Origin of the sequence: Bacillus sp. BP-3 (assembly GCF_028401955.1) — a bacterium.
GTDB lineage: Bacteria > Bacillota > Bacilli > Bacillales > Bacillaceae_G > Bacillus_A.
This window is the reverse complement of the sequence record NZ_JAQOTJ010000006.1, coordinates 234,424-251,828: the sequence shown is the minus strand read 5'-3', so window position 1 is coordinate 251,828 and position 17,405 is coordinate 234,424. Positions and strand designations below refer to the sequence as shown.

Below are 17,405 nucleotides of genomic sequence, written 5' to 3'. Positions count from 1 at the left end.
TTTTTGCATTCTAATAAAGGAAACCTTTTCTATAATATAAGAGTCGTACTTATCGCAAACTGTAACACTGCCTCTTTCTATTCTGTTATAGTTTTTTCGAAACAGAATAGAAAAAAGTGTACCTGTTTCGGTACACCTTCTCCATTATATTTCTCTCTTACGTTCTCCATCATGAAAACCACCTCGAACATCAAGTTCTTCTATCACATATGACATACCTTCTATATGATCCCCAATAATTCGAAGTACAGCAGGGGCATGGCCCCGTACTGCAAAATGTTCGTCCGGACGGATACGATTTAATCGATCTACATCCACACGATGCACGCAGGAAATTAAGAAACCCGCTAATGCCGCCTTTACTTGTGCCACACATGGCGACAATAAAGTATCAAATCCAATATACTCTAAGCAAACCTTACTAAACGCATGCGGTACAGCTACTAGTGAACCTATCCCTAGATCTTTTCGATTGCAAGCTAAGTTTAAAGCATATTTTAGCGCCGTAACAAGGTGTAATGGCGCTCGTAAATCTAAATAATAATTTAAGTCGTTCAATACCACATCTTGTCCGTCCGCAATCGCTTTTGCAAAAGGGTACAAATCTTTTGCAGGTATCACGAAGTCGCCATCAATAAATAGTAAAATGTCCCCTTTAGCCATTTGAGCACCTATAGAACGTCCCACATCATTTCCAAGTCTTTCTTCATACACAATAGTTGTAGCACCGCACCGCTTTGCAATCGCTGCTGTTTGATCATTTGATCCATTAACAATAATGATAATTTCAAGCGGTTCAATTTTACGTGCTTCTTGAATAACCATTGCGATTGTCTTTTCTTCATTTTGAACAGGAATGATAATAGAAAGTTGTTTCTCATTATATAAGTTAGATTGAACTCCCCACCCTTTATAATATGACGGCAATGCTTGATTACCAAACTCTCGTAAGGCAAATACAATATCTCTTCTCCTATTTCCATCTGTATATGCCCCTCGGCTATCATAATTAGCCAACCATTCGCCTAATGCTTCTATATGATCCCCTATCATTCTTTGCTCTGCATGTGCAAGTTGATTCCCATATGCTTCATGCTCAGCTGGACGAAACTTATTTGGAGTAATAACATCAATTGCACAATGCCTCTGTATTCGCCATTTTTTCGTTATTAATCGAACATGTGCAACAATTGGATTACATAACGCATCATAACCAATACTTTCAATCGCTTCTTTCGTAATCGCATGCGGTACTGATAAAATAGAGTCAATTTGTAAATCTGCTCGGTTCACTATATCATTTATAATTTGGCGCCAAACAGTAATGGAATGCGGACGTTGCTTTTTCTTAAATAAATCATCAAAATTATTTAAAATCACGTCTGCTTGTCCATGTAAAATGGGATTAAGAAAAAAACGGAGGCTAGACGAAGAAATAGGAAAATCACCATCTAAAAATAACAAAACTTCCCCCTTAGCAAACTTGGCACCTACCGCACGCCCAACGTCGTTCCCGAGCGCTTCACTACTACTTATGACTATACAATCAAGCTCTTTTGCAATTCGTTCCGAATCATCTGTACATCCATTTGCAACAATAATAACTTCAAGCGGATTCAGTTCCTTCGCAGAAAGAATTACCTCTCGAATAGAATCAGCTTCATTATATATGGGAACGATAATTGATAAAGATTTAACCATAGAATTCTTCACGAAACCACGCAATGGTTTTCTGTAACCCTTCTTCAAATGCCACTTTTGGTTGAAATTGTAATAAAGTAGTTAATTTCGTTACATTCGGGCGTCGATGTGGAATTTCTTCAAATCCATCAGGATATACTTCCTCAAATGGAACATAAATAATATCCGAAGAACTTTGAACCATCTTCTGAATCATTACAGCAACATCTTGAATAGAAATTTCATGTTCAGAACCAATATTAATAATTTCACCATTTACTTTCTCGTCCATTGCTTTAATTGTTGCTTCTACTGCATCTGTTACATACGTAAAACAGCGCGTTTGTGTACCGTCCCCATATACAGGAACTTCTCTATTTTGCAAAGCTGCGCTAATAAACCTCGGAATAACTCCTGCGTACGGACCATCTTTAGCGCGTGGTCCGTATATATTGAAATAGCGGACTATTGTTACTGCTAATCCTTGGCGAGCGTAACTTAAACAAAGTGTCTCTTCTAACGTTTTACAAATCGCATAGCTCCACCTAATTTTTGCAGTCCCACCATATAAACGATCCCCATCCTCTACAAATGGTGGTTTTGCTTTTCCATATACTTCAGATGTAGACGCAAATACAACTTTTTTCTGTCCCTTTAAAGCAGCTTGTAAAATATTTCTCGTCCCGTCAAAATTTGTTTCAATGAGCTCAACACTTTTTTCCATCGTGCTTTTTACACCTAAAATAGCTGCTAAATGAAATATTACATCATGACTTTGAACCAATTGCTCTATTTTTCCTTTATCTAATACACTTGCTTTTACAGTTGAAATTTTCTTTGTTAAATCGAAATGATATTTACGCTGTCCTTTATAGAAGTTATCTACAATCGTTACATCATATCCACGATGCAAAAGCTCTTCAGCTAAATGGGAACCAATAAAGCCAGCTCCTCCTGTAATTAAACATCGTTTTTTCATATATTCACCTGCTTTAATACACCACGTGTATCTAATACTTTCTTCGCCTGTTTAATTATCTTCCAATCAATAATAGAATGATCTGTTAAAACAATTACAAAATCTACTTGATCAATCGCTTCTTTCGTTAATAAAATAGATTCATATCTTTTACCAGCAACGTGTGCCACGGGAATATGCGGATCATGATACGATAGGTTATACCCTTCCCTTTGTAGTAGGTCGGCAACTATAAGAGCAGCTGATTCACGTAGGTCATTTACATTTCTCTTATAAGCGAGACCTATTAACAAAACATTTGCTTTTTCTGGTGCCTGTTCTTTTACTTGTTTTACAATATGTTTCGGCATTTCCTTATTAATACGATGTGCAATCTCAATAAACTGACTAACCATACCGTATTGCTTCACTTTCCATTGAAAATATAATGGATCAACAGGAATACAATGTCCCCCAACTCCTGGCCCCGGCCAATACGGTGTGAATCCAAATGGTTTCGTCGCCGCTGCTTCTAAAGCTTCGTGAAAGTCTATTTTTAACTCTTTACACAATAAATCCATTTCATTTACCAATGAAATATTAACGAGCCGTTGTATATTTTCAAAGAGCTTACACATTTCAGCAACTTTCGGTGAGCTAACTGGTACTAAATCATCAAATATATCTTCATATAATTCCATAACTTTTTTCTTACACAGCTCCGTTTGCCCACTTACAACTTTTGGAATTGATTGTATTGTATGTGTCGTACTTGCAGGATCAATACGTTCAGGGGAATATCCGATATAATAATCTATCCCAACATTTTTACCGCCTTTTGATAAAATCGGAATTATTACTTCTTCTAACGTACCTGGATATGTTGAACTTTCAAAAATGAAGGTTTGGCCTCTTTGAAGATGCTTTTGAATATAATGTGAGGCAGAAATGATCGCACTTAAATCTGGTTCACCATTTTGATTTATCGGTGTTGGCACCGTTACAATCACATGAGTACTTTCTTCAAATGCTTTCACTCCTTGTTCTAGAGTTGTCGCTCCAAAGATCCCCTGCTCAACGAATTGCTGCAACACTTTAGATGCAACATCAGGGATGTAGCTAACACCATTTTGAATACTTTTTACCTTCTCTTGATCTTTGTCTATTCCTATCACCCTGTATCCATTTTGCGCAAAATGGATCGCCAACGGTAAGCCAACGTACCCTAAACCGATAACTGCCACTTTGCAATGATTAGTTTCCATGCTCATCTTCCTTTCTAAGTTGTTCTATAATCTCCCGATCACGTTCACCATCTGTAAAACTTCCTCGTTTATCTGTATGTTTTAATAAATACGCTATCGCTTCTAGTTGATCCCCAAAAATACGATCAAAAGCGGGGATTCGCCCGTTTACAACATGATGTTGTTCTGGACGAATTCGATTCGGTTTTACAACATCAACATGATGAACAGCTTGAATAGAAAAACCTGCTAATATCGCTTTTATTTGAGCTAACGGTGGAATCATTAACGCTTTATAACCAACTGTACCTATTACTTTTCTATGAATAGCATGCGGAACAGCTGTTAAAGAGTTATTCCATAAATCCGGACGCTTTGCAGCTAAGTTCACAAAGTATTTTCCAGCGCTAATTGGATCTACTGGATGAAACTCATCTAACAAACACTGCATATCATTTAATGCTATATCAACACCATTCTCGATTGCTTGTACAAACGGCCGCAGCTCTTCAGCTTGAATAACAAAGTCGCTATCAACAAATAAGAGAACGTCTGCTGTTGCATACATCGCTCCGATTGCCCTTGCAACATTATGTCCAAGTGCTTCACGAAATTCTACTACAATAACCTGTTCTGCTTTAGCCTTTCGAATCGTCTCCTGATCTGATCCATTAGCCACCACAATAATTTCATCAATTCCTGCTCGTTTTACTTCTTTAATAACAGCCGTAATTGTTTCTCGTTCTGCACCTGCAGGAATAACTGCACTATATTTTGCCTTTTTTTCTTCTGGAATGAAAAGAGTATAATCACTTACAACATCTCGATTTCGTCCACCATCTGTAAATCCTCCTCGCATACCATATACTTCAATCATATGATGTAATGCACGCAAATGGTCTCCCATGATACGACTTGTCGCTTTTGGATAAGGTGATCCAGCAGATGTGCCTGTATGAACAGGGCGAACTTTATTAGAATGAATGACATCTACAGACCCTAAGTCCCCAATGGTCATCCCTTTTATAACGGCCATTGCTTGAAATAATGCTGGATCCGCTAAATTCCACCAGCCTATTTTCTCTATCACAGTTCTTTTTATCGCATGTGGAATGGCAATGAGTGAACCTACAACAAGCTCTTTTTGATTCAAAAAACGATTAAACATAAATTTACTCACTGTTGTATAATGCGGACGAATCTTCAAATACACAGACCAAGTTAAATTATTAACTGCAATATCCTTTCCTTGTTTCATACATTGAATAAATGGTAATAGCTCCTGATGTGGGATGATAATATCTCCATCTAAAAATAAAACTATTTCTCCCTTCGCTTCTCTTGCCCCAATTGCTCGGCCAACATCATTACCTAATGGGTGCTCACTATAAATAATTGTACATCCGAAGCCCTCTGCGATTTCTTTCGTTCGATCAGTAGATCCATTATCGACCACAATGATTTCATAAGGCTGTACCTTTTTTACTTCTTCTAGCACACCGCCTATCGTCTGTGCCTCATTATGGGCTGGAATCACAACAGATATACGCATTCTCTTCCTCCTAACTATACAATCGAACATATGAAACAACTGGAATTCTTACAATAACATCTTCTGGCGGACCATAAGATGGAGATGTTCGTATCACAACTACTCCATCCGTTACAGATAAAATAATGCCCGTCACAATTTCACCAACAAGTACAACTTGAGCAAGTTGTCCCACATGAGATCGTAATGCATCAATAAATTTCATTCTCTTTCTCCCCTTTCCCTATAACTCACGAATTGAAAGAATACTTGTAAATGGTAATAAAATGACGCTTCCAGCTGATTCTTGTAATGTTAAAAAATCATCTCCTACTTCTGAAATTACACCTGTTAACATGCCAACTGTTACAGTAATTTCAACTTCTTTCCCTAGCAATTGTTCTGCAATTTCTTTAAATGGAGAAACATTACATTCTTTTAAAATAAAGCAAATGATATTTTGAAAATCCTCAGATTCAACATATTCTTTGACACCTTTTTTTGTATAAATTTCTATATACCTTGCAAACCGTGGTGAAAATAATATTTCTTCTAGACCGGGCATGAATTTTTCGTAAAAAAAGCTATCTAATTGACATCGCACAACCCGTGCAAGCTTGTACCAATAACCTTTGAATGCAGACATGATCCTTTCCTCCTATATACAATTCTCTGTATGGACAACCTATCCACACTTATCAATGTATACAGAAATGCCAACTTTGGTGTTAAACCAGCGCACATTTTTTGTAAAACAAATCACATACCTATACATGAAGTACACATCCAAGTGCCAACATAATATAGTGAAACTTCTATAAGTAGGAGGAATTTGATATGCGAAAAACAAAAATTGTTTGTACAATTGGACCTGCAAGTGAACAATACGAAACGTTGCTTTCTTTACTAGCGTCCGGAATGAATGTAGCTCGGCTAAATTTCTCTCATGGAACGCATGAAGAACATCAAGTACGGATCGATACAATCCGAAAAGCCGCAACAGCCTCCAAAAAGAACATTGCGCTCTTACAAGATATTAAAGGACCCAAAATTCGCACTGGAGAATTTGAAGGTGGACAAGCTGAATTAGTTGATGGGGAAACAGTTAGTGTTTCAATGAAAGAAGTCCTCGGAACATCTAAACGTTTTTCTGTCACTTATGAAGGACTATATGATGATGTAGAAGTAGGGTCACACCTATTACTCGATGATGGCTTATTAGAGCTAGAAGTAACAAACAAAGATAATGGTGAATTACAAACGAAAGTTATACATGGTGGAATCATTAAAGATCATAAAGGTGTAAACGTACCAAATGTAAAAATCCGCCTACCAGGTATTACTGAAAAAGATAAACAAGACATTCTGTTTGGCATACAGCAACAGGTTGATTACATCGCAGTCTCTTTTGTACGTAAAGCTGCGGATATTTTAGAAGTACGCAATATATTAACAGAGCATAACGCCTCGCATATTCGTATCATCGCAAAAATCGAAAACCAAGAAGGAATTGATAATATAGCAGAAATTGTAGAAGTTGCAGATGGGATTATGGTTGCGCGCGGTGATATGGGAATTGAAGTCCCAGCAGAATATGTACCAATCATTCAAAAACAATTGATTCACACTTGCAATACGCTAGGAAAACCAGTCATTACAGCAACACAAATGCTTGATTCCATGCAAAGAAATCCAAGACCAACAAGAGCGGAAGCATCAGATGTAGCAAACGCCATCTTTGATGGCACAGATGCGATTATGCTTTCAGGAGAAACAGCTGCCGGTGAATATCCAGTAGAAGCTGTACAAATGATGGATAAGATTGCTCTACAAGTAGAGGAATCTTCTTTATTCCAAAACCAAAAGCAATCCCTTCATAATAACTACAAACAAATAACAGAAACAATTGGTGCTGCTGCCGTCCAAGCGGCTTATTCTTTACAAGCAAAGGCAATTTTAACACCAACGAAAAGCGGTCATACAGCACAAATGATTTCAAAATACCGTCCGCACACGCCAATTTTTGCAACAACATCTGAACAATCTGTTATGCAGCAACTCGCACTCGTATGGGGCGTACACCCATTTTTCACCGCTCCGAAACAAACGACAGATGAAGTAATTGAACAAGCAATAAGCAACGCAAAAGAACAACAGCTTGTCGTTACGCAAGATCTCATCATTGTAACAGCAGGCGTCCCTGTTAACGAACGCGGAACAACAAATCTGCTGAAAATTGAAGTTGTAAAATAATAAAAAACGATAGATCCTCTTCTTTTTAGAGGGGCGAGAGCATCTGGCCGCGCATAGAAGCGGTCAGGGCCTGTTCCCTGCCACATGCAATGTTTTGCAAGAGCAGATCATGTTGTATTCTGCATTAGCGCAATTTCTATGACGAAAAATTAAAATGAATTTATATATAAATAGATATTTCTCTGCCCGCTAGTAAAGTAAAAGAGGCAGATGCACGATGTCATCTGCCTCCACCATATCTAATTATTTTTCAAAGTTAATAATGCAGCCACAGCATAATATAAAGCTTTCTCATACTTCGCATGTTCTACCACTGATAAATTAACAAGCGAGCCACCGCTAGCCGAAAAATATTCAATCGCTTCTACTGGAATTGCATCTTCTTTTACTTCAATAGAACTACCATCATTCCATTGGCCTTTTTGGATATTCGCATACAAATCTCCATTAATTTCACCAATTTCTTCATCATGCTCAGACAGTAAGAGCCACTTCAACTTTTTTACGCTTAAGATTTGTTTCAATCCACCAATCTTATTCCCTACCAAGTCATGAAACGTATAAGAAAAGGACATGCCTGCTTTTTGTTTTACAATCAGCATCGCTTCACCCAGTTCGTTATATAAAACAAAGCGTTTTTCAATCAATGCGTTCAAAAAAAACGATATAAAAATCTTCCATAGTCTTTGTAGGCTTGTTTCATATTCTTCTTTTAAAGTAGCCATTGTATTTCCATCCATCGAAAAGTATGTAACAGTGATTACGAAAGATGCCTCTCTTCGTACAACGAATCGATGGTGGTGCAAGAGCGACGATGTCCCTTCGATACAAATTGTTGTGCCAATTTTCTTTGCCCTCTCTCTTTCTACAAAGCTATAAATCATAAAAAGAAAGGCTGTTATAATCATACTAATAAAGGTCATCGTATCTTTATTCCACTGAAAATGCGGCGTTCGAACATAATCAAGGATAAACGCTATAATAGCAATTAAAAATATAAAAATAGAAAAAAGAAATAACCTTTTTCCATTCCGGGCATGATGCTCATGGATCCCCATTTTTACCTCCTTGTTTTTTACACATTTTCTTTATTATCTCATTTCCACATGTTTTTTCCAAAGGTATAAATTTCAAAATTTTCAAACTATAAATTGTGGATATGTAGAATAAAACATGCCCTGCTCTCGCCTACCTAAAAAGAAGAGGTTTTTAGGTCTTTATTTTCCCACAAAATTCCCCATATAAAACTACAAAAAAGCTATCTCATAAGATAGCTTTCTAACCTTCTACATGCCGTACCATCGTATAAATATCATTACTTACAACGCCAAACGACTTAATGTTATTTTGAATATTAGATAATAACACAACATACGTATTTCCATCTTTACTAAAACTATTTAAACAATTCCATCCTGGCATAACACCATGATTTGAGTAACTACCAGGGTCCACATACCAACCAAAACCATAATCCTTTTTAACTGCCGTAAACATTTGATGATAACTTTCACTTGAAATCAGCTTTCCTGTAAACAAAGCTTGATCAAATAAATATAAATCATATGCAGTCATATATATATCACCACAGCCAAATAATTGCGACATACTTGTTAAAGCTGGTGTTGTCATTTTATTATCGACAATTTTATAACCAGTAGATGGATATTTTTCTTGTTGAAAATTACTACCAAATCCAGAATGTTTCATACCAACTACTTCAAAGATATTCTTTTGAATATAATCTTGAAGGGATTGTCCGCTTACCTTCTCGGCAATATACGCAAGCACGGAATAATTAGAATCGGAGTATTTCCATTGTGATCCGGGCGGAAATGCCAATTTTTGCTTTCCTATTCTTCTAATTAATTCCTCATGGGTAATATTCTCTGACCCCTCACTGTACTCTGGGATCCCTGATGTATGCGTAAGAAGATTCACTAATTTAATTTCTCCGCCTCTTGGAAAATCAGGAATATATTTGGCGACAGTATCTTGTATGTTTAATTTATTTTGTTCTTTCAATTGCATAAGTGAAGTTGCGACAAAAGCTTTTGTAATGGAACCAATATAGTAGGCTGTCTCTGAATTATTAGCAACATTTTTTTCTTGATTGGCAAGTCCATATCCTTTGTTCAAAAGAACCTTCCCATTTTTTACAACAACCGCTGTGCCGCTAAAGTTTTTACTCTTCATATACTCATCTAATTGGGCATTATTATTAATTTCTTGCGGAGGTTGCTCCACTACCACTTCTTCTTTTGGTTTCTCTACAACTTCTTTCTTTACGTCTTCTTTCTTTACTTCTTCTTTCTTTACTTCTTTTTTTACTTCTTTCATCGCTTGCAAAGTTGCCTTTTTTTTATCATGGGAAGTAATTTTCGCATACCCCCAATAAATAAGGGCAAACAACAGACTGAGAATAATCGTTCGTTTTATATATACAATCGGTCTGTGAGATTTCATAGCAATAAAAACCTGCCTTTTCACATAGTTGCTCATTTCACATCTTACTTTATCACGCAGCCAGTATTTTACCAATGCTATGCACTAAAAAATAAAAAAGAGCACCAAAAATGCAAGATAGTCGTTACATTTGTAATGAAAAAACCCCCTCATTTTTATCCCGCTATTTGCGGGCAGTAATACTCCCGCCTCAAAATTCAGCGGATGCAAAGAAGATAAACTGCCCGTAAAAGCCCGATTGGTGAGGGCTGATAATCAGTGGGGAATGAAGAAACCCCCCACTGATTAAAGTTTCACTTTATCAATGAGGGGTTCCTATTTCTTATACGTGCTTCTTCATATCATCAGCGACAGACTCAACGTTTGTCCCAACGATGACTTGTACACTTGTATCACTTAACTTCATAACACCTTTTGCACCGGCACGTTTTAATGCTTGTTCATTTATTAAGCTTGCATCTTTTACTTGCAGGCGAAGACGAGTGGCACAGTTGTCAATAACAGCTAAATTTTCTTTTCCTCCTAACGCTGCAACATAAGTTTCACCGATGGAACCGGCTTCACCTGCTGCAATTGTTCCTTCTTCTAATAACTCATCATCATCTTCACGACCAGGCGTTTTTAAGTTTAATTTCTTAATTAAGAAATAGAATACAAAGAAGTAAATTGCTGCGTAAACTAAGCCTACACCTGCTAATAATACTGGCTTTGTTGCAATACCAAAGTTAATACCGTAGTCAATTGCACCCGCACTAAATGAGAAACCATCGTGAATGCCAAGCTTTGTTGTTATAAATAAAGAAAGACCTGTTAATACAGCATGAATCCCATATAATACTGGTGATAAGAACATAAATGAGAATTCAATTGGTTCTGTAATACCAGTTAAAAATGAAGTTAAGGCAAGACCAATTAACATACCCGTAACTGCTTTACGCTTTTCTGGTTTTGCTGCTGCAATCATCGCAAAGCATGCTGCTGGTAAACCAAACATCATGATTGGGAAGAAACCTGTCATAAACATACCTGCACTTGGATCTCCTGCAAAGAAACGAGCAATGTCGCCATTTACAACAGCTCCTGCTGAGTTTGTAAATTCACCAAATACAAACCAGAAGTACGTGTTCATTACATGGTGTAAGCCTATTGGAATTAATAAGCGGTTTAATAAACCGAAAATCCCTGCACCAATTGCTCCTAAATTAACGATGCCATGTGCTACCGCATCGATACCGCTTTGAATCGTTGGCCAAATTTCTCCAAACACTAAACCTAACAGAAGCATCACTACAGATGTAATAATTGGAACGAAACGTTTACCAGCAAAGAATCCTAACCATTCTGGTAATTTAATTTTATAGAATTTGTTGTATAGTAATCCCGCAACGATACCAGCAATAATACCACCTAAAATGGCCATATTAATTTTTGGTGCTAACGTTGCCGCCTTAGAAATCTTACCTAACGTATCTGCTACTTTAGATGGATCTACAGAACCCATTAAATCTTGAACACTTTTCAATTTATCGTTTAACTCTACCGCTGAATACCCTTTACTTAAAGTATCGGTCGTATTTTTCAAAACAAGATAACCAATCGCACCTGCCAGACCCGCGGCACCGCTGCCATCAACAGACAAACCAACTGCAACACCAATTGCAAAAATAAGTGCTAAGTTATCAAAAATTGCTGCACCGGCTTGTGCCATAACAGGAATATTAAATACGTCAGGTTGCCCTAAACGGAGTAATAGACCGGCTGCTGGTAGTACCGCAATTGGAAGCATTAGTGCTTTACCAATACGTTGTAAAAACTGCAACATCTGAATTCCCCCTATCCAAAATTATGAAATCGTTACCAATTATAAATATGTTTTAGAAAACGCTTTCTATTACAAAAACATAATAACATATAGTTGTATAGATGTGTAGTTATTATACTCATTTTTTTTATAAATTTATTTTCCTTTTGTAATCTATATAAATCCATTTTGACTTTACGGCATCTAAATCGTAGCTATGCAGAAAACAACATGACCTGCTTTTGTTGTCTCCCTTTGTTTTAAACCTCGCACATGTAAAAAAAGGAACTGACCACTTCTATACATGACCAAATGCTCTCGACCACCTAAAAAAGAGGGATTTCTATGCATTTTCTTTATATAAAAGGAAATGCATAGAAGTTTCATTTTATCATTCCTTAATTTCGTGTTATTATTTATTTCCACACTTGTAGGGGCAAGTTAAATTTAATCACTAATACAACTAGGGGTGTTTATTATGCAGTGTATCGAGACTAACAACTTACAACAATTATTAGATCAAGTTCAGCCCTATACGAAACAAGGTAAGCTTGCAACGTATATTCCTGAGTTAGGAAATGCAAATCCTGATGATTTAGGGATTGCAATTTATCATAAAGACAACCATTACAGTCATGCTGGAAAATCCCAGACCCTTTTTACCCTTCAAAGTATTTCAAAAGTAATTACACTGGCACTCGCACTTTTAGATTGTGGTGAAGAATATGTATTTTCTAAAGTTGGCATGGAACCAACTGGCGATCCTTTTAATTCTATTATTAAGCTAGAGACAACAAGCCCATCTAAACCATTAAATCCAATGATTAATGCTGGGGCATTAGCGATTACAAGTATGATTGCAGGAAATTCTAATGAAGAGAAAATGGAACGTATCCTTCAATTTGTGCGTGATATTACAGATAATCCTTCCATTAACTACTCTTCTAAAGTGGCCATCTCTGAATTAGAAACGGCTTATTTAAATCGTTCTCTTTGTTACTATATGAAGCAAAACAACATCATTGATGGGGATATCGAAGAGCTAATGGACCTATACACACGCCAATGCGCAATTGAAGTAAGTTGTATCGACTTAGCTCGTATTGGACTCATCTTTGCAATGGATGGTTATGATCCATACTATAAGAAGCAAATTATCCCAAAACACATTACGAAAATTTGTAAAACTTTTATGGTGACATGCGGTATGTACAACGAATCTGGAGAATTTGCAATTCGCGTTGGGATCCCAGCGAAAAGTGGTGTAGCTGGCGGTATTTTAGGATGTGTAAAAGGTGAAATGGGTATTGGTATTTTCGGTCCTGCACTAGATGAAAACGGAAATAGCCTTGCTGGATTGAAAATATTAGAATTACTTTCTGAACAAGAAGGTTGGAGCATTTTCTAAAAAGCGTCTGAAATGACGCTTTTTTCAATATAATTGTGCATATTCACCATACACCTCCGAATAGTATAGTACAGCCTAGTATATTTCCATTTAGGAGTCTAAATGGTTAACTAACTTACTCTTACGGAAAGCATTCTGAATAAAATGGAGGTGCTCATGAAACTCATCCTTCAAACAGAAGATCAGGCAGTTCTCGAAAAGACCATCCTTCTTTTTGTATTAAGCATCGTTGAAAGTTTAAAATTGAAAGTTGTTTCCCTTGATGAAGCCTATCGATACATATTTAATCTAGACGTACTAGAATTGTTAATGGACCGAAGTATTGATGATAAAGTATTGGAAATTGTCCATCTTGGCATCGAATTAGAAGACATTCAAAATTTAATCCCGGAAGATTTAGAACAAAATATCGAAGAGTTAAAATGGCGCTGTATTCAAGTACTAAGTGACTATGAAATGTATGAAGAAACGGAACAATTATTTGAAGATATTCGGTAAAATGAAGCTTCCATTACATGTAGAAAAAGCACCTTTTTAGGTGCTTTTTAATGTTTTTTCAAACTATTTTTATACGTTTCAATATTTACTGGTAATTCTTCCTCTTCTAACGTATGTTCATTTACATCTTTATGAATATACGCACCTTTTGGAGGTTGATGATCGTGTCCTTTTTTCTTATGATCAAAGGATTTACCGCGTCCCATACTAACACCTTCCTTTACCTAAAGTCTATGTTAGTATAAATAAAAGTTCGTCGACATATGCAATGGTTTGTTGTATTTCCGAGGAAATGGTAGAAAAATGTTTTCCTCTATACTTGCTGCTATGCAGCATACAACAGAACCGCTACTCACTTTTTCCTTTTATTTTAAACATTGCACGTGGCGGAAATAGGCCCTGACCGCTTCTATGCACGCCCAGACGCTCTCGTCCAACCAAAAAGAAAAAGAGGAATCATGTCGTTCTTTAACTTATATATCTTTCATAAAAGCTGCTTAACTGCAATGATAATAAGCAGAGCTCCAGCAATGACAGTTGCCCATTTCCCTAAGTGCAGCGCTAAGTATTTTTTACCGATGTAAGAACAAAACCTCACACATAAGAAGCTAAAAAATCCTGAAATAATAGCGGTCATCCACAAATTCAAATTTGTCACACCTGCATCAAAGCCACCTGCAATGTTATTAATGGATAATGCAACGCCAAGTACAATTGCTTCTGAAAAGCCAATTGTTTTAGACTCATCAAAATCGGCTGCTTCTGGATTACGTAAAATATGCATCAACACATTGCTTTTCTTTCTCTCATCTACTTCTTTACTAAGCAGCGGCTGGCATAATACCAATACGCCAATACTCCCCAATACGATAGCACCAATCACATTAGCTGTAACATCTGAAATAAACAAAGAAATCCAATTCCCAAAAAAACCTGCCAAAAGTGTAAAGAGAAAACCGAAGAAAGCGATGATAAAGTTGTTGAACCATGAGATATGAATCTTCCGAATTCCATAAGCAATGCCTACACCCGCATTATCTAAATTTGAAGCGATCCCAATAAAAAGAATGGAAAGCAAACTTGTTATATACATCAATACGCACTCCTTTATTGCTATTTTTATTGCATCGTATGCAAATATTGAGCAATTGTGCCTGTCTGTTTCATATACTTTTAATAAAATATCAACATTTCAGAAACAAAAAGGGGCGCTTAAACCTATGTCTACTCAAAATATAAATCATCAACTTGGTACCGTATTAAAAGAATTGTTACAAGAGCGTTCATTATCAATGCGACAATTTGGAACGCTCACTAATATTGACCCTTCCACCATTTCACGAATTATTAATGGAAAGCAACAAGCGAAGAAAAAGCATCTTCAAAAATTTGCAGAATGTCTCCAAATTCCTATCCAGTTCTTATATGATGCAACGTATGCCAAACAGCCTCACCAAACTACTGAACCCCAGGCTGAAATGTATACATCAATTGATGCCATTCAAAACACATTACAATCCTCTAACTTATTTGATTACAAGTACACAACAACTCGTGTAAAACAAGAGCTTGAAAATTACGAACGCTATGCAAAAACAACAGAAGGCACACGCCTTATTCATGAAGGATTCTTAACAAAATTGCAACAACTTGATAGTACAGGTCCTTTCATTGATCAACTCACAGATATGTATCATCAATTTTGCAACGAAACAATTACATCTCAAGAACGAGCAATTCTCGGAAGTGCCTTGCTCTATTTCGTTTTATCAACCGATATTATTCCAGATTACGTCTTTCCCATTGGGTATTTAGATGATGCAATTGCAGTAGAGTTAGCAAAGGAAAAATTACTTGAGATGAAGAACAAATCAGAGAAAGAAGAATAGCTCATTCCACATAAAAAACAAAGGAAATCGGAGCAACATGCCCCGATTTCCTTTGTTTTTATTATAAGCTGTGAACTTCTTTTGCATTCGTTTCTTCAACCTGTTTCATTTTTTTATTCTTAGAAAAATGATAAAACAGTAAGCAAACTAACATAAACGGAATGCCGCAATACAATGCCATACGTTGATCTGGAATAAAAGCCATGCTCACAATTACAATCATATTTAATATGAAAGAAAGAAGCGGCACAAACGGATACAACGGCGTTTTAAATTTCAAATCCTTAATATCCCCGCCTTGCTTTATAAACATTCTTCTACCTAGAAGGTTTGATAACGCAATCGATGCCCAAACTAATATTGCACCGAATCCTGCAATGGAAAGAAGCCATAAATAAACAGTATCCTCTGCATATATACCACATAATAATGACAGACAACCAACAATCGTACTTGCGATTAATGCATAGATTGGAACACCCTTTTTAGATAACTTCCCAAAAATCGGACTAATCATTCTTTGGCTGGACATAGACCAAAGCATACGAGAAGTTGCATATAAGCCAGAATTTGCTACTGATAACACCGCTGTAATAATAACAAAGTTCATAATGTCTGCGGCATATGGAATCCCAATTTTATCAAATACAACTACAAACGGACTTTCTACTAATCCTGCTTGTTGCCATGGGAATAAGCCAGCGAGTATAAACATCGAAAGGATAAAAAACACGAATATGCGCCAAACTGTGTTATTAATTGCTTTCGGAACTGTTTTCTCTGGATTTTCACTCTCTCCAGCCGCAATACCAACAATTTCAGTTCCCTGAAAGGAGAAGTTGACGGCAATCATTGTAACTAGAATCGCTTTCAGTCCATTCGGAAACAGTCCCCCGTGATCCGTAAAGTTTGAAAGCATCGGTGCTGCTTCATTTCCTTTCATATGTAAAAAACCAAACATCGCTGCACCGCCTAAAATAATAAACGCAATAATCGTAATGACTTTAATACTCGCAAACCAAAACTCAACCTCTGCAAAACTCCGTGATGATAATGCATTAATGGCAAAAAGAAGGACTGCAAAAGCGACGCACCAAATCCAAGATGGAACATCCGGAAACCAGCGCTTCATTAAAATGCTCACTGCGATTAACTCGATTCCTATCGTAACAGCCCAGTTTAGCCATGACATCCACCCAACTACATAACCTACCGCAGGCGAAATATTCTTTGTAGCATACACTTGATAAGATCCTGCATTCGGCATGGCAACTGCTAATTCGCCAAGGCAAAGCATCGTTAAATACATAACAAAGCCTCCAACAAGATACGCGACAAGTGCACCACCTGGTCCGGCTTCATGAATTGTGTAGCCAGATCCTAAGAAAAGCCCTGTACCAATAACCCCTCCAAGTGCAATCATAAATATGTGTCGACTTTTTAGCTCTCGCTTTAACTCCTGGTTTTGCTTTTCCATATGAATTCCCCCTAGTCAAAGATGTAAACGCTTTAAAAATAATATAAAAAGAATAAAGTGCATTCTCATTATTACTATAGATTTGTAATAGGAGGGAGATGTTTCAAAAGAAAATCTCCCAATCCAAGGAAACACCGATAACTCGATAGATAGTTGCTACGAAAATTTTTTATCATTTACTACAATTGTTTAAAAGACTC

General features: G+C 36.8%; 15 protein-coding genes and 1 pseudogene. 4 read left to right on the top strand and 12 right to left on the bottom strand.

Annotated elements, in window-relative coordinates:
* Positions 1 to 144: 144 nt before the first annotated feature.
* The 6 genes from PLX19_RS12605 to PLX19_RS12580 are packed head-to-tail and all read right to left on the bottom strand — an operon-like array spanning position 145 to position 6,059.
* The gene (locus PLX19_RS12605; protein WP_272188980.1) at positions 145 to 1,701 is read right to left on the bottom strand and encodes a glycosyltransferase family 2 protein; all 1,557 of its coding nucleotides are present in this window, start codon (positions 1,699 to 1,701) and stop codon (positions 145 to 147) included.
* Positions 1,694 to 2,659 carry an NAD-dependent epimerase/dehydratase family protein gene (locus tag PLX19_RS12600; protein ID WP_272188979.1) on the bottom strand — a complete coding sequence of 322 codons (966 nt, stop codon included), beginning with the start codon at positions 2,657 to 2,659 and terminating at the stop codon, positions 1,694 to 1,696. The genes PLX19_RS12605 and PLX19_RS12600 overlap by 8 nt, the downstream gene beginning before the upstream one ends.
* Positions 2,656 to 3,903 carry a nucleotide sugar dehydrogenase gene (locus PLX19_RS12595; protein WP_442869047.1) on the bottom strand — a complete coding sequence of 416 codons (1,248 nt, stop codon included), beginning with the start codon at positions 3,901 to 3,903 and terminating at the stop codon, positions 2,656 to 2,658. The genes PLX19_RS12600 and PLX19_RS12595 overlap by 4 nt, the downstream gene beginning before the upstream one ends.
* Positions 3,893 to 5,434, bottom strand: a complete 1,542-nt coding sequence (locus PLX19_RS12590) for a glycosyltransferase family 2 protein (protein WP_272188977.1) — start codon at positions 5,432 to 5,434, stop codon at positions 3,893 to 3,895. The genes PLX19_RS12595 and PLX19_RS12590 overlap by 11 nt, the downstream gene beginning before the upstream one ends.
* 10 nt (positions 5,435 to 5,444) lie before the next feature.
* Positions 5,445 to 5,639 (bottom strand): hypothetical protein, encoded by a 195-nt coding sequence (locus PLX19_RS12585; RefSeq protein ID WP_272188976.1) that lies wholly within the window; start codon positions 5,637 to 5,639, stop codon positions 5,445 to 5,447.
* Between the two features lie 18 nt (positions 5,640 to 5,657).
* The gene (locus PLX19_RS12580) at positions 5,658 to 6,059 is read right to left on the bottom strand and encodes a DUF2642 domain-containing protein (RefSeq protein WP_272188975.1); all 402 of its coding nucleotides are present in this window, start codon (positions 6,057 to 6,059) and stop codon (positions 5,658 to 5,660) included.
* Positions 6,060 to 6,250: 191 nt separating this feature from the next.
* On the opposite strand from PLX19_RS12580, the pseudogene pyk reads away from it, so the two are divergent.
* A pseudogene (gene pyk, locus PLX19_RS12575) lies at positions 6,251 to 7,660 on the top strand (pyruvate kinase); the annotation flags it as partial.
* A 245-nt stretch (positions 7,661 to 7,905) separates the two neighbouring features.
* Here pyk and PLX19_RS12570 read toward each other — a convergent pair.
* From PLX19_RS12570 to nagE, 3 genes are all read right to left on the bottom strand, one after another.
* Positions 7,906 to 8,724 (bottom strand): sugar ABC transporter ATP-binding protein, encoded by an 819-nt coding sequence (locus PLX19_RS12570; protein ID WP_272188974.1) that lies wholly within the window; start codon positions 8,722 to 8,724, stop codon positions 7,906 to 7,908.
* Positions 8,725 to 8,944: 220 nt separating this feature from the next.
* Positions 8,945 to 10,132, bottom strand: coding sequence for a serine hydrolase domain-containing protein (locus tag PLX19_RS12565; RefSeq protein ID WP_272188973.1), 1,188 nt, complete (start codon positions 10,130 to 10,132; stop codon positions 8,945 to 8,947).
* A 322-nt stretch (positions 10,133 to 10,454) separates the two neighbouring features.
* Complete coding sequence (gene nagE / locus PLX19_RS12560) at positions 10,455 to 11,954, bottom strand: N-acetylglucosamine-specific PTS transporter subunit IIBC (RefSeq protein WP_272188972.1); 1,500 nt, start codon at positions 11,952 to 11,954, stop codon at positions 10,455 to 10,457.
* 457 nt (positions 11,955 to 12,411) lie between these two features.
* Between nagE and glsA the strand changes: the two genes are divergently transcribed.
* Positions 12,412 to 13,341 carry a glutaminase A gene (glsA, locus tag PLX19_RS12555; protein ID WP_272188971.1) on the top strand — a complete coding sequence of 310 codons (930 nt, stop codon included), beginning with the start codon at positions 12,412 to 12,414 and terminating at the stop codon, positions 13,339 to 13,341.
* A gap of 156 nt (positions 13,342 to 13,497) precedes the next feature.
* The gene (locus tag PLX19_RS12550) at positions 13,498 to 13,839 is read left to right on the top strand and encodes a DUF3969 family protein (protein WP_272188970.1); all 342 of its coding nucleotides are present in this window, start codon (positions 13,498 to 13,500) and stop codon (positions 13,837 to 13,839) included.
* A 47-nt stretch (positions 13,840 to 13,886) separates the two neighbouring features.
* Here PLX19_RS12550 and PLX19_RS12545 read toward each other — a convergent pair whose 3' ends face one another.
* Complete coding sequence (locus PLX19_RS12545) at positions 13,887 to 14,045, bottom strand: hypothetical protein (RefSeq protein WP_020061179.1); 159 nt, start codon at positions 14,043 to 14,045, stop codon at positions 13,887 to 13,889.
* A 278-nt stretch (positions 14,046 to 14,323) separates the two neighbouring features.
* Positions 14,324 to 14,932 carry a sporulation membrane protein YtaF gene (gene ytaF / locus PLX19_RS12540; RefSeq protein WP_272188968.1) on the bottom strand — a complete coding sequence of 203 codons (609 nt, stop codon included), beginning with the start codon at positions 14,930 to 14,932 and terminating at the stop codon, positions 14,324 to 14,326.
* Positions 14,933 to 15,059: 127 nt separating this feature from the next.
* Between ytaF and PLX19_RS12535 the strand changes: the two genes are divergently transcribed.
* A complete protein-coding gene (locus PLX19_RS12535; protein WP_272188966.1) occupies positions 15,060 to 15,728 on the top strand; it encodes a helix-turn-helix domain-containing protein in 669 nt (222 codons plus the stop codon).
* 61 nt (positions 15,729 to 15,789) lie between these two features.
* Here PLX19_RS12535 and PLX19_RS12530 read toward each other — a convergent pair whose 3' ends face one another.
* Positions 15,790 to 17,205: an amino acid permease gene (locus PLX19_RS12530; protein WP_272188965.1), complete on the bottom strand. Its 1,416-nt coding sequence runs from the start codon at positions 17,203 to 17,205 to the stop codon at positions 15,790 to 15,792.
* Between the last annotated feature and the right edge of the window lie 200 nt (positions 17,206 to 17,405).

Coding starts and splice junctions, on each gene's coding strand:
- PLX19_RS12605 (WP_272188980.1), bottom strand. CDS start 1,701: ATGGTTAAATCTTTATCAATTATCGTTCCCATATATAATGAAGCTGAT.
- PLX19_RS12600 (WP_272188979.1), bottom strand. CDS start 2,659: ATGAAAAAACGATGTTTAATTACAGGAGGAGCTGGCTTTATTGGTTCC.
- PLX19_RS12595 (WP_442869047.1), bottom strand. CDS start 3,903: ATGGAAACTAATCATTGCAAAGTGGCAGTTATCGGTTTAGGGTACGTT.
- PLX19_RS12590 (WP_272188977.1), bottom strand. CDS start 5,434: ATGCGTATATCTGTTGTGATTCCAGCCCATAATGAGGCACAGACGATA.
- PLX19_RS12585 (WP_272188976.1), bottom strand. CDS start 5,639: ATGAAATTTATTGATGCATTACGATCTCATGTGGGACAACTTGCTCAA.
- PLX19_RS12580 (WP_272188975.1), bottom strand. CDS start 6,059: ATGTCTGCATTCAAAGGTTATTGGTACAAGCTTGCACGGGTTGTGCGA.
- PLX19_RS12570 (WP_272188974.1), bottom strand. CDS start 8,724: ATGGGGATCCATGAGCATCATGCCCGGAATGGAAAAAGGTTATTTCTT.
- PLX19_RS12565 (WP_272188973.1), bottom strand. CDS start 10,132: ATGAAATCTCACAGACCGATTGTATATATAAAACGAACGATTATTCTC.
- nagE (WP_272188972.1), bottom strand. CDS start 11,954: ATGTTGCAGTTTTTACAACGTATTGGTAAAGCACTAATGCTTCCAATT.
- glsA (WP_272188971.1), top strand. CDS start 12,412: ATGCAGTGTATCGAGACTAACAACTTACAACAATTATTAGATCAAGTT.
- PLX19_RS12550 (WP_272188970.1), top strand. CDS start 13,498: ATGAAACTCATCCTTCAAACAGAAGATCAGGCAGTTCTCGAAAAGACC.
- PLX19_RS12545 (WP_020061179.1), bottom strand. CDS start 14,045: ATGGGACGCGGTAAATCCTTTGATCATAAGAAAAAAGGACACGATCAT.
- ytaF (WP_272188968.1), bottom strand. CDS start 14,932: ATGTATATAACAAGTTTGCTTTCCATTCTTTTTATTGGGATCGCTTCA.
- PLX19_RS12535 (WP_272188966.1), top strand. CDS start 15,060: ATGTCTACTCAAAATATAAATCATCAACTTGGTACCGTATTAAAAGAA.
- PLX19_RS12530 (WP_272188965.1), bottom strand. CDS start 17,205: ATGGAAAAGCAAAACCAGGAGTTAAAGCGAGAGCTAAAAAGTCGACAC.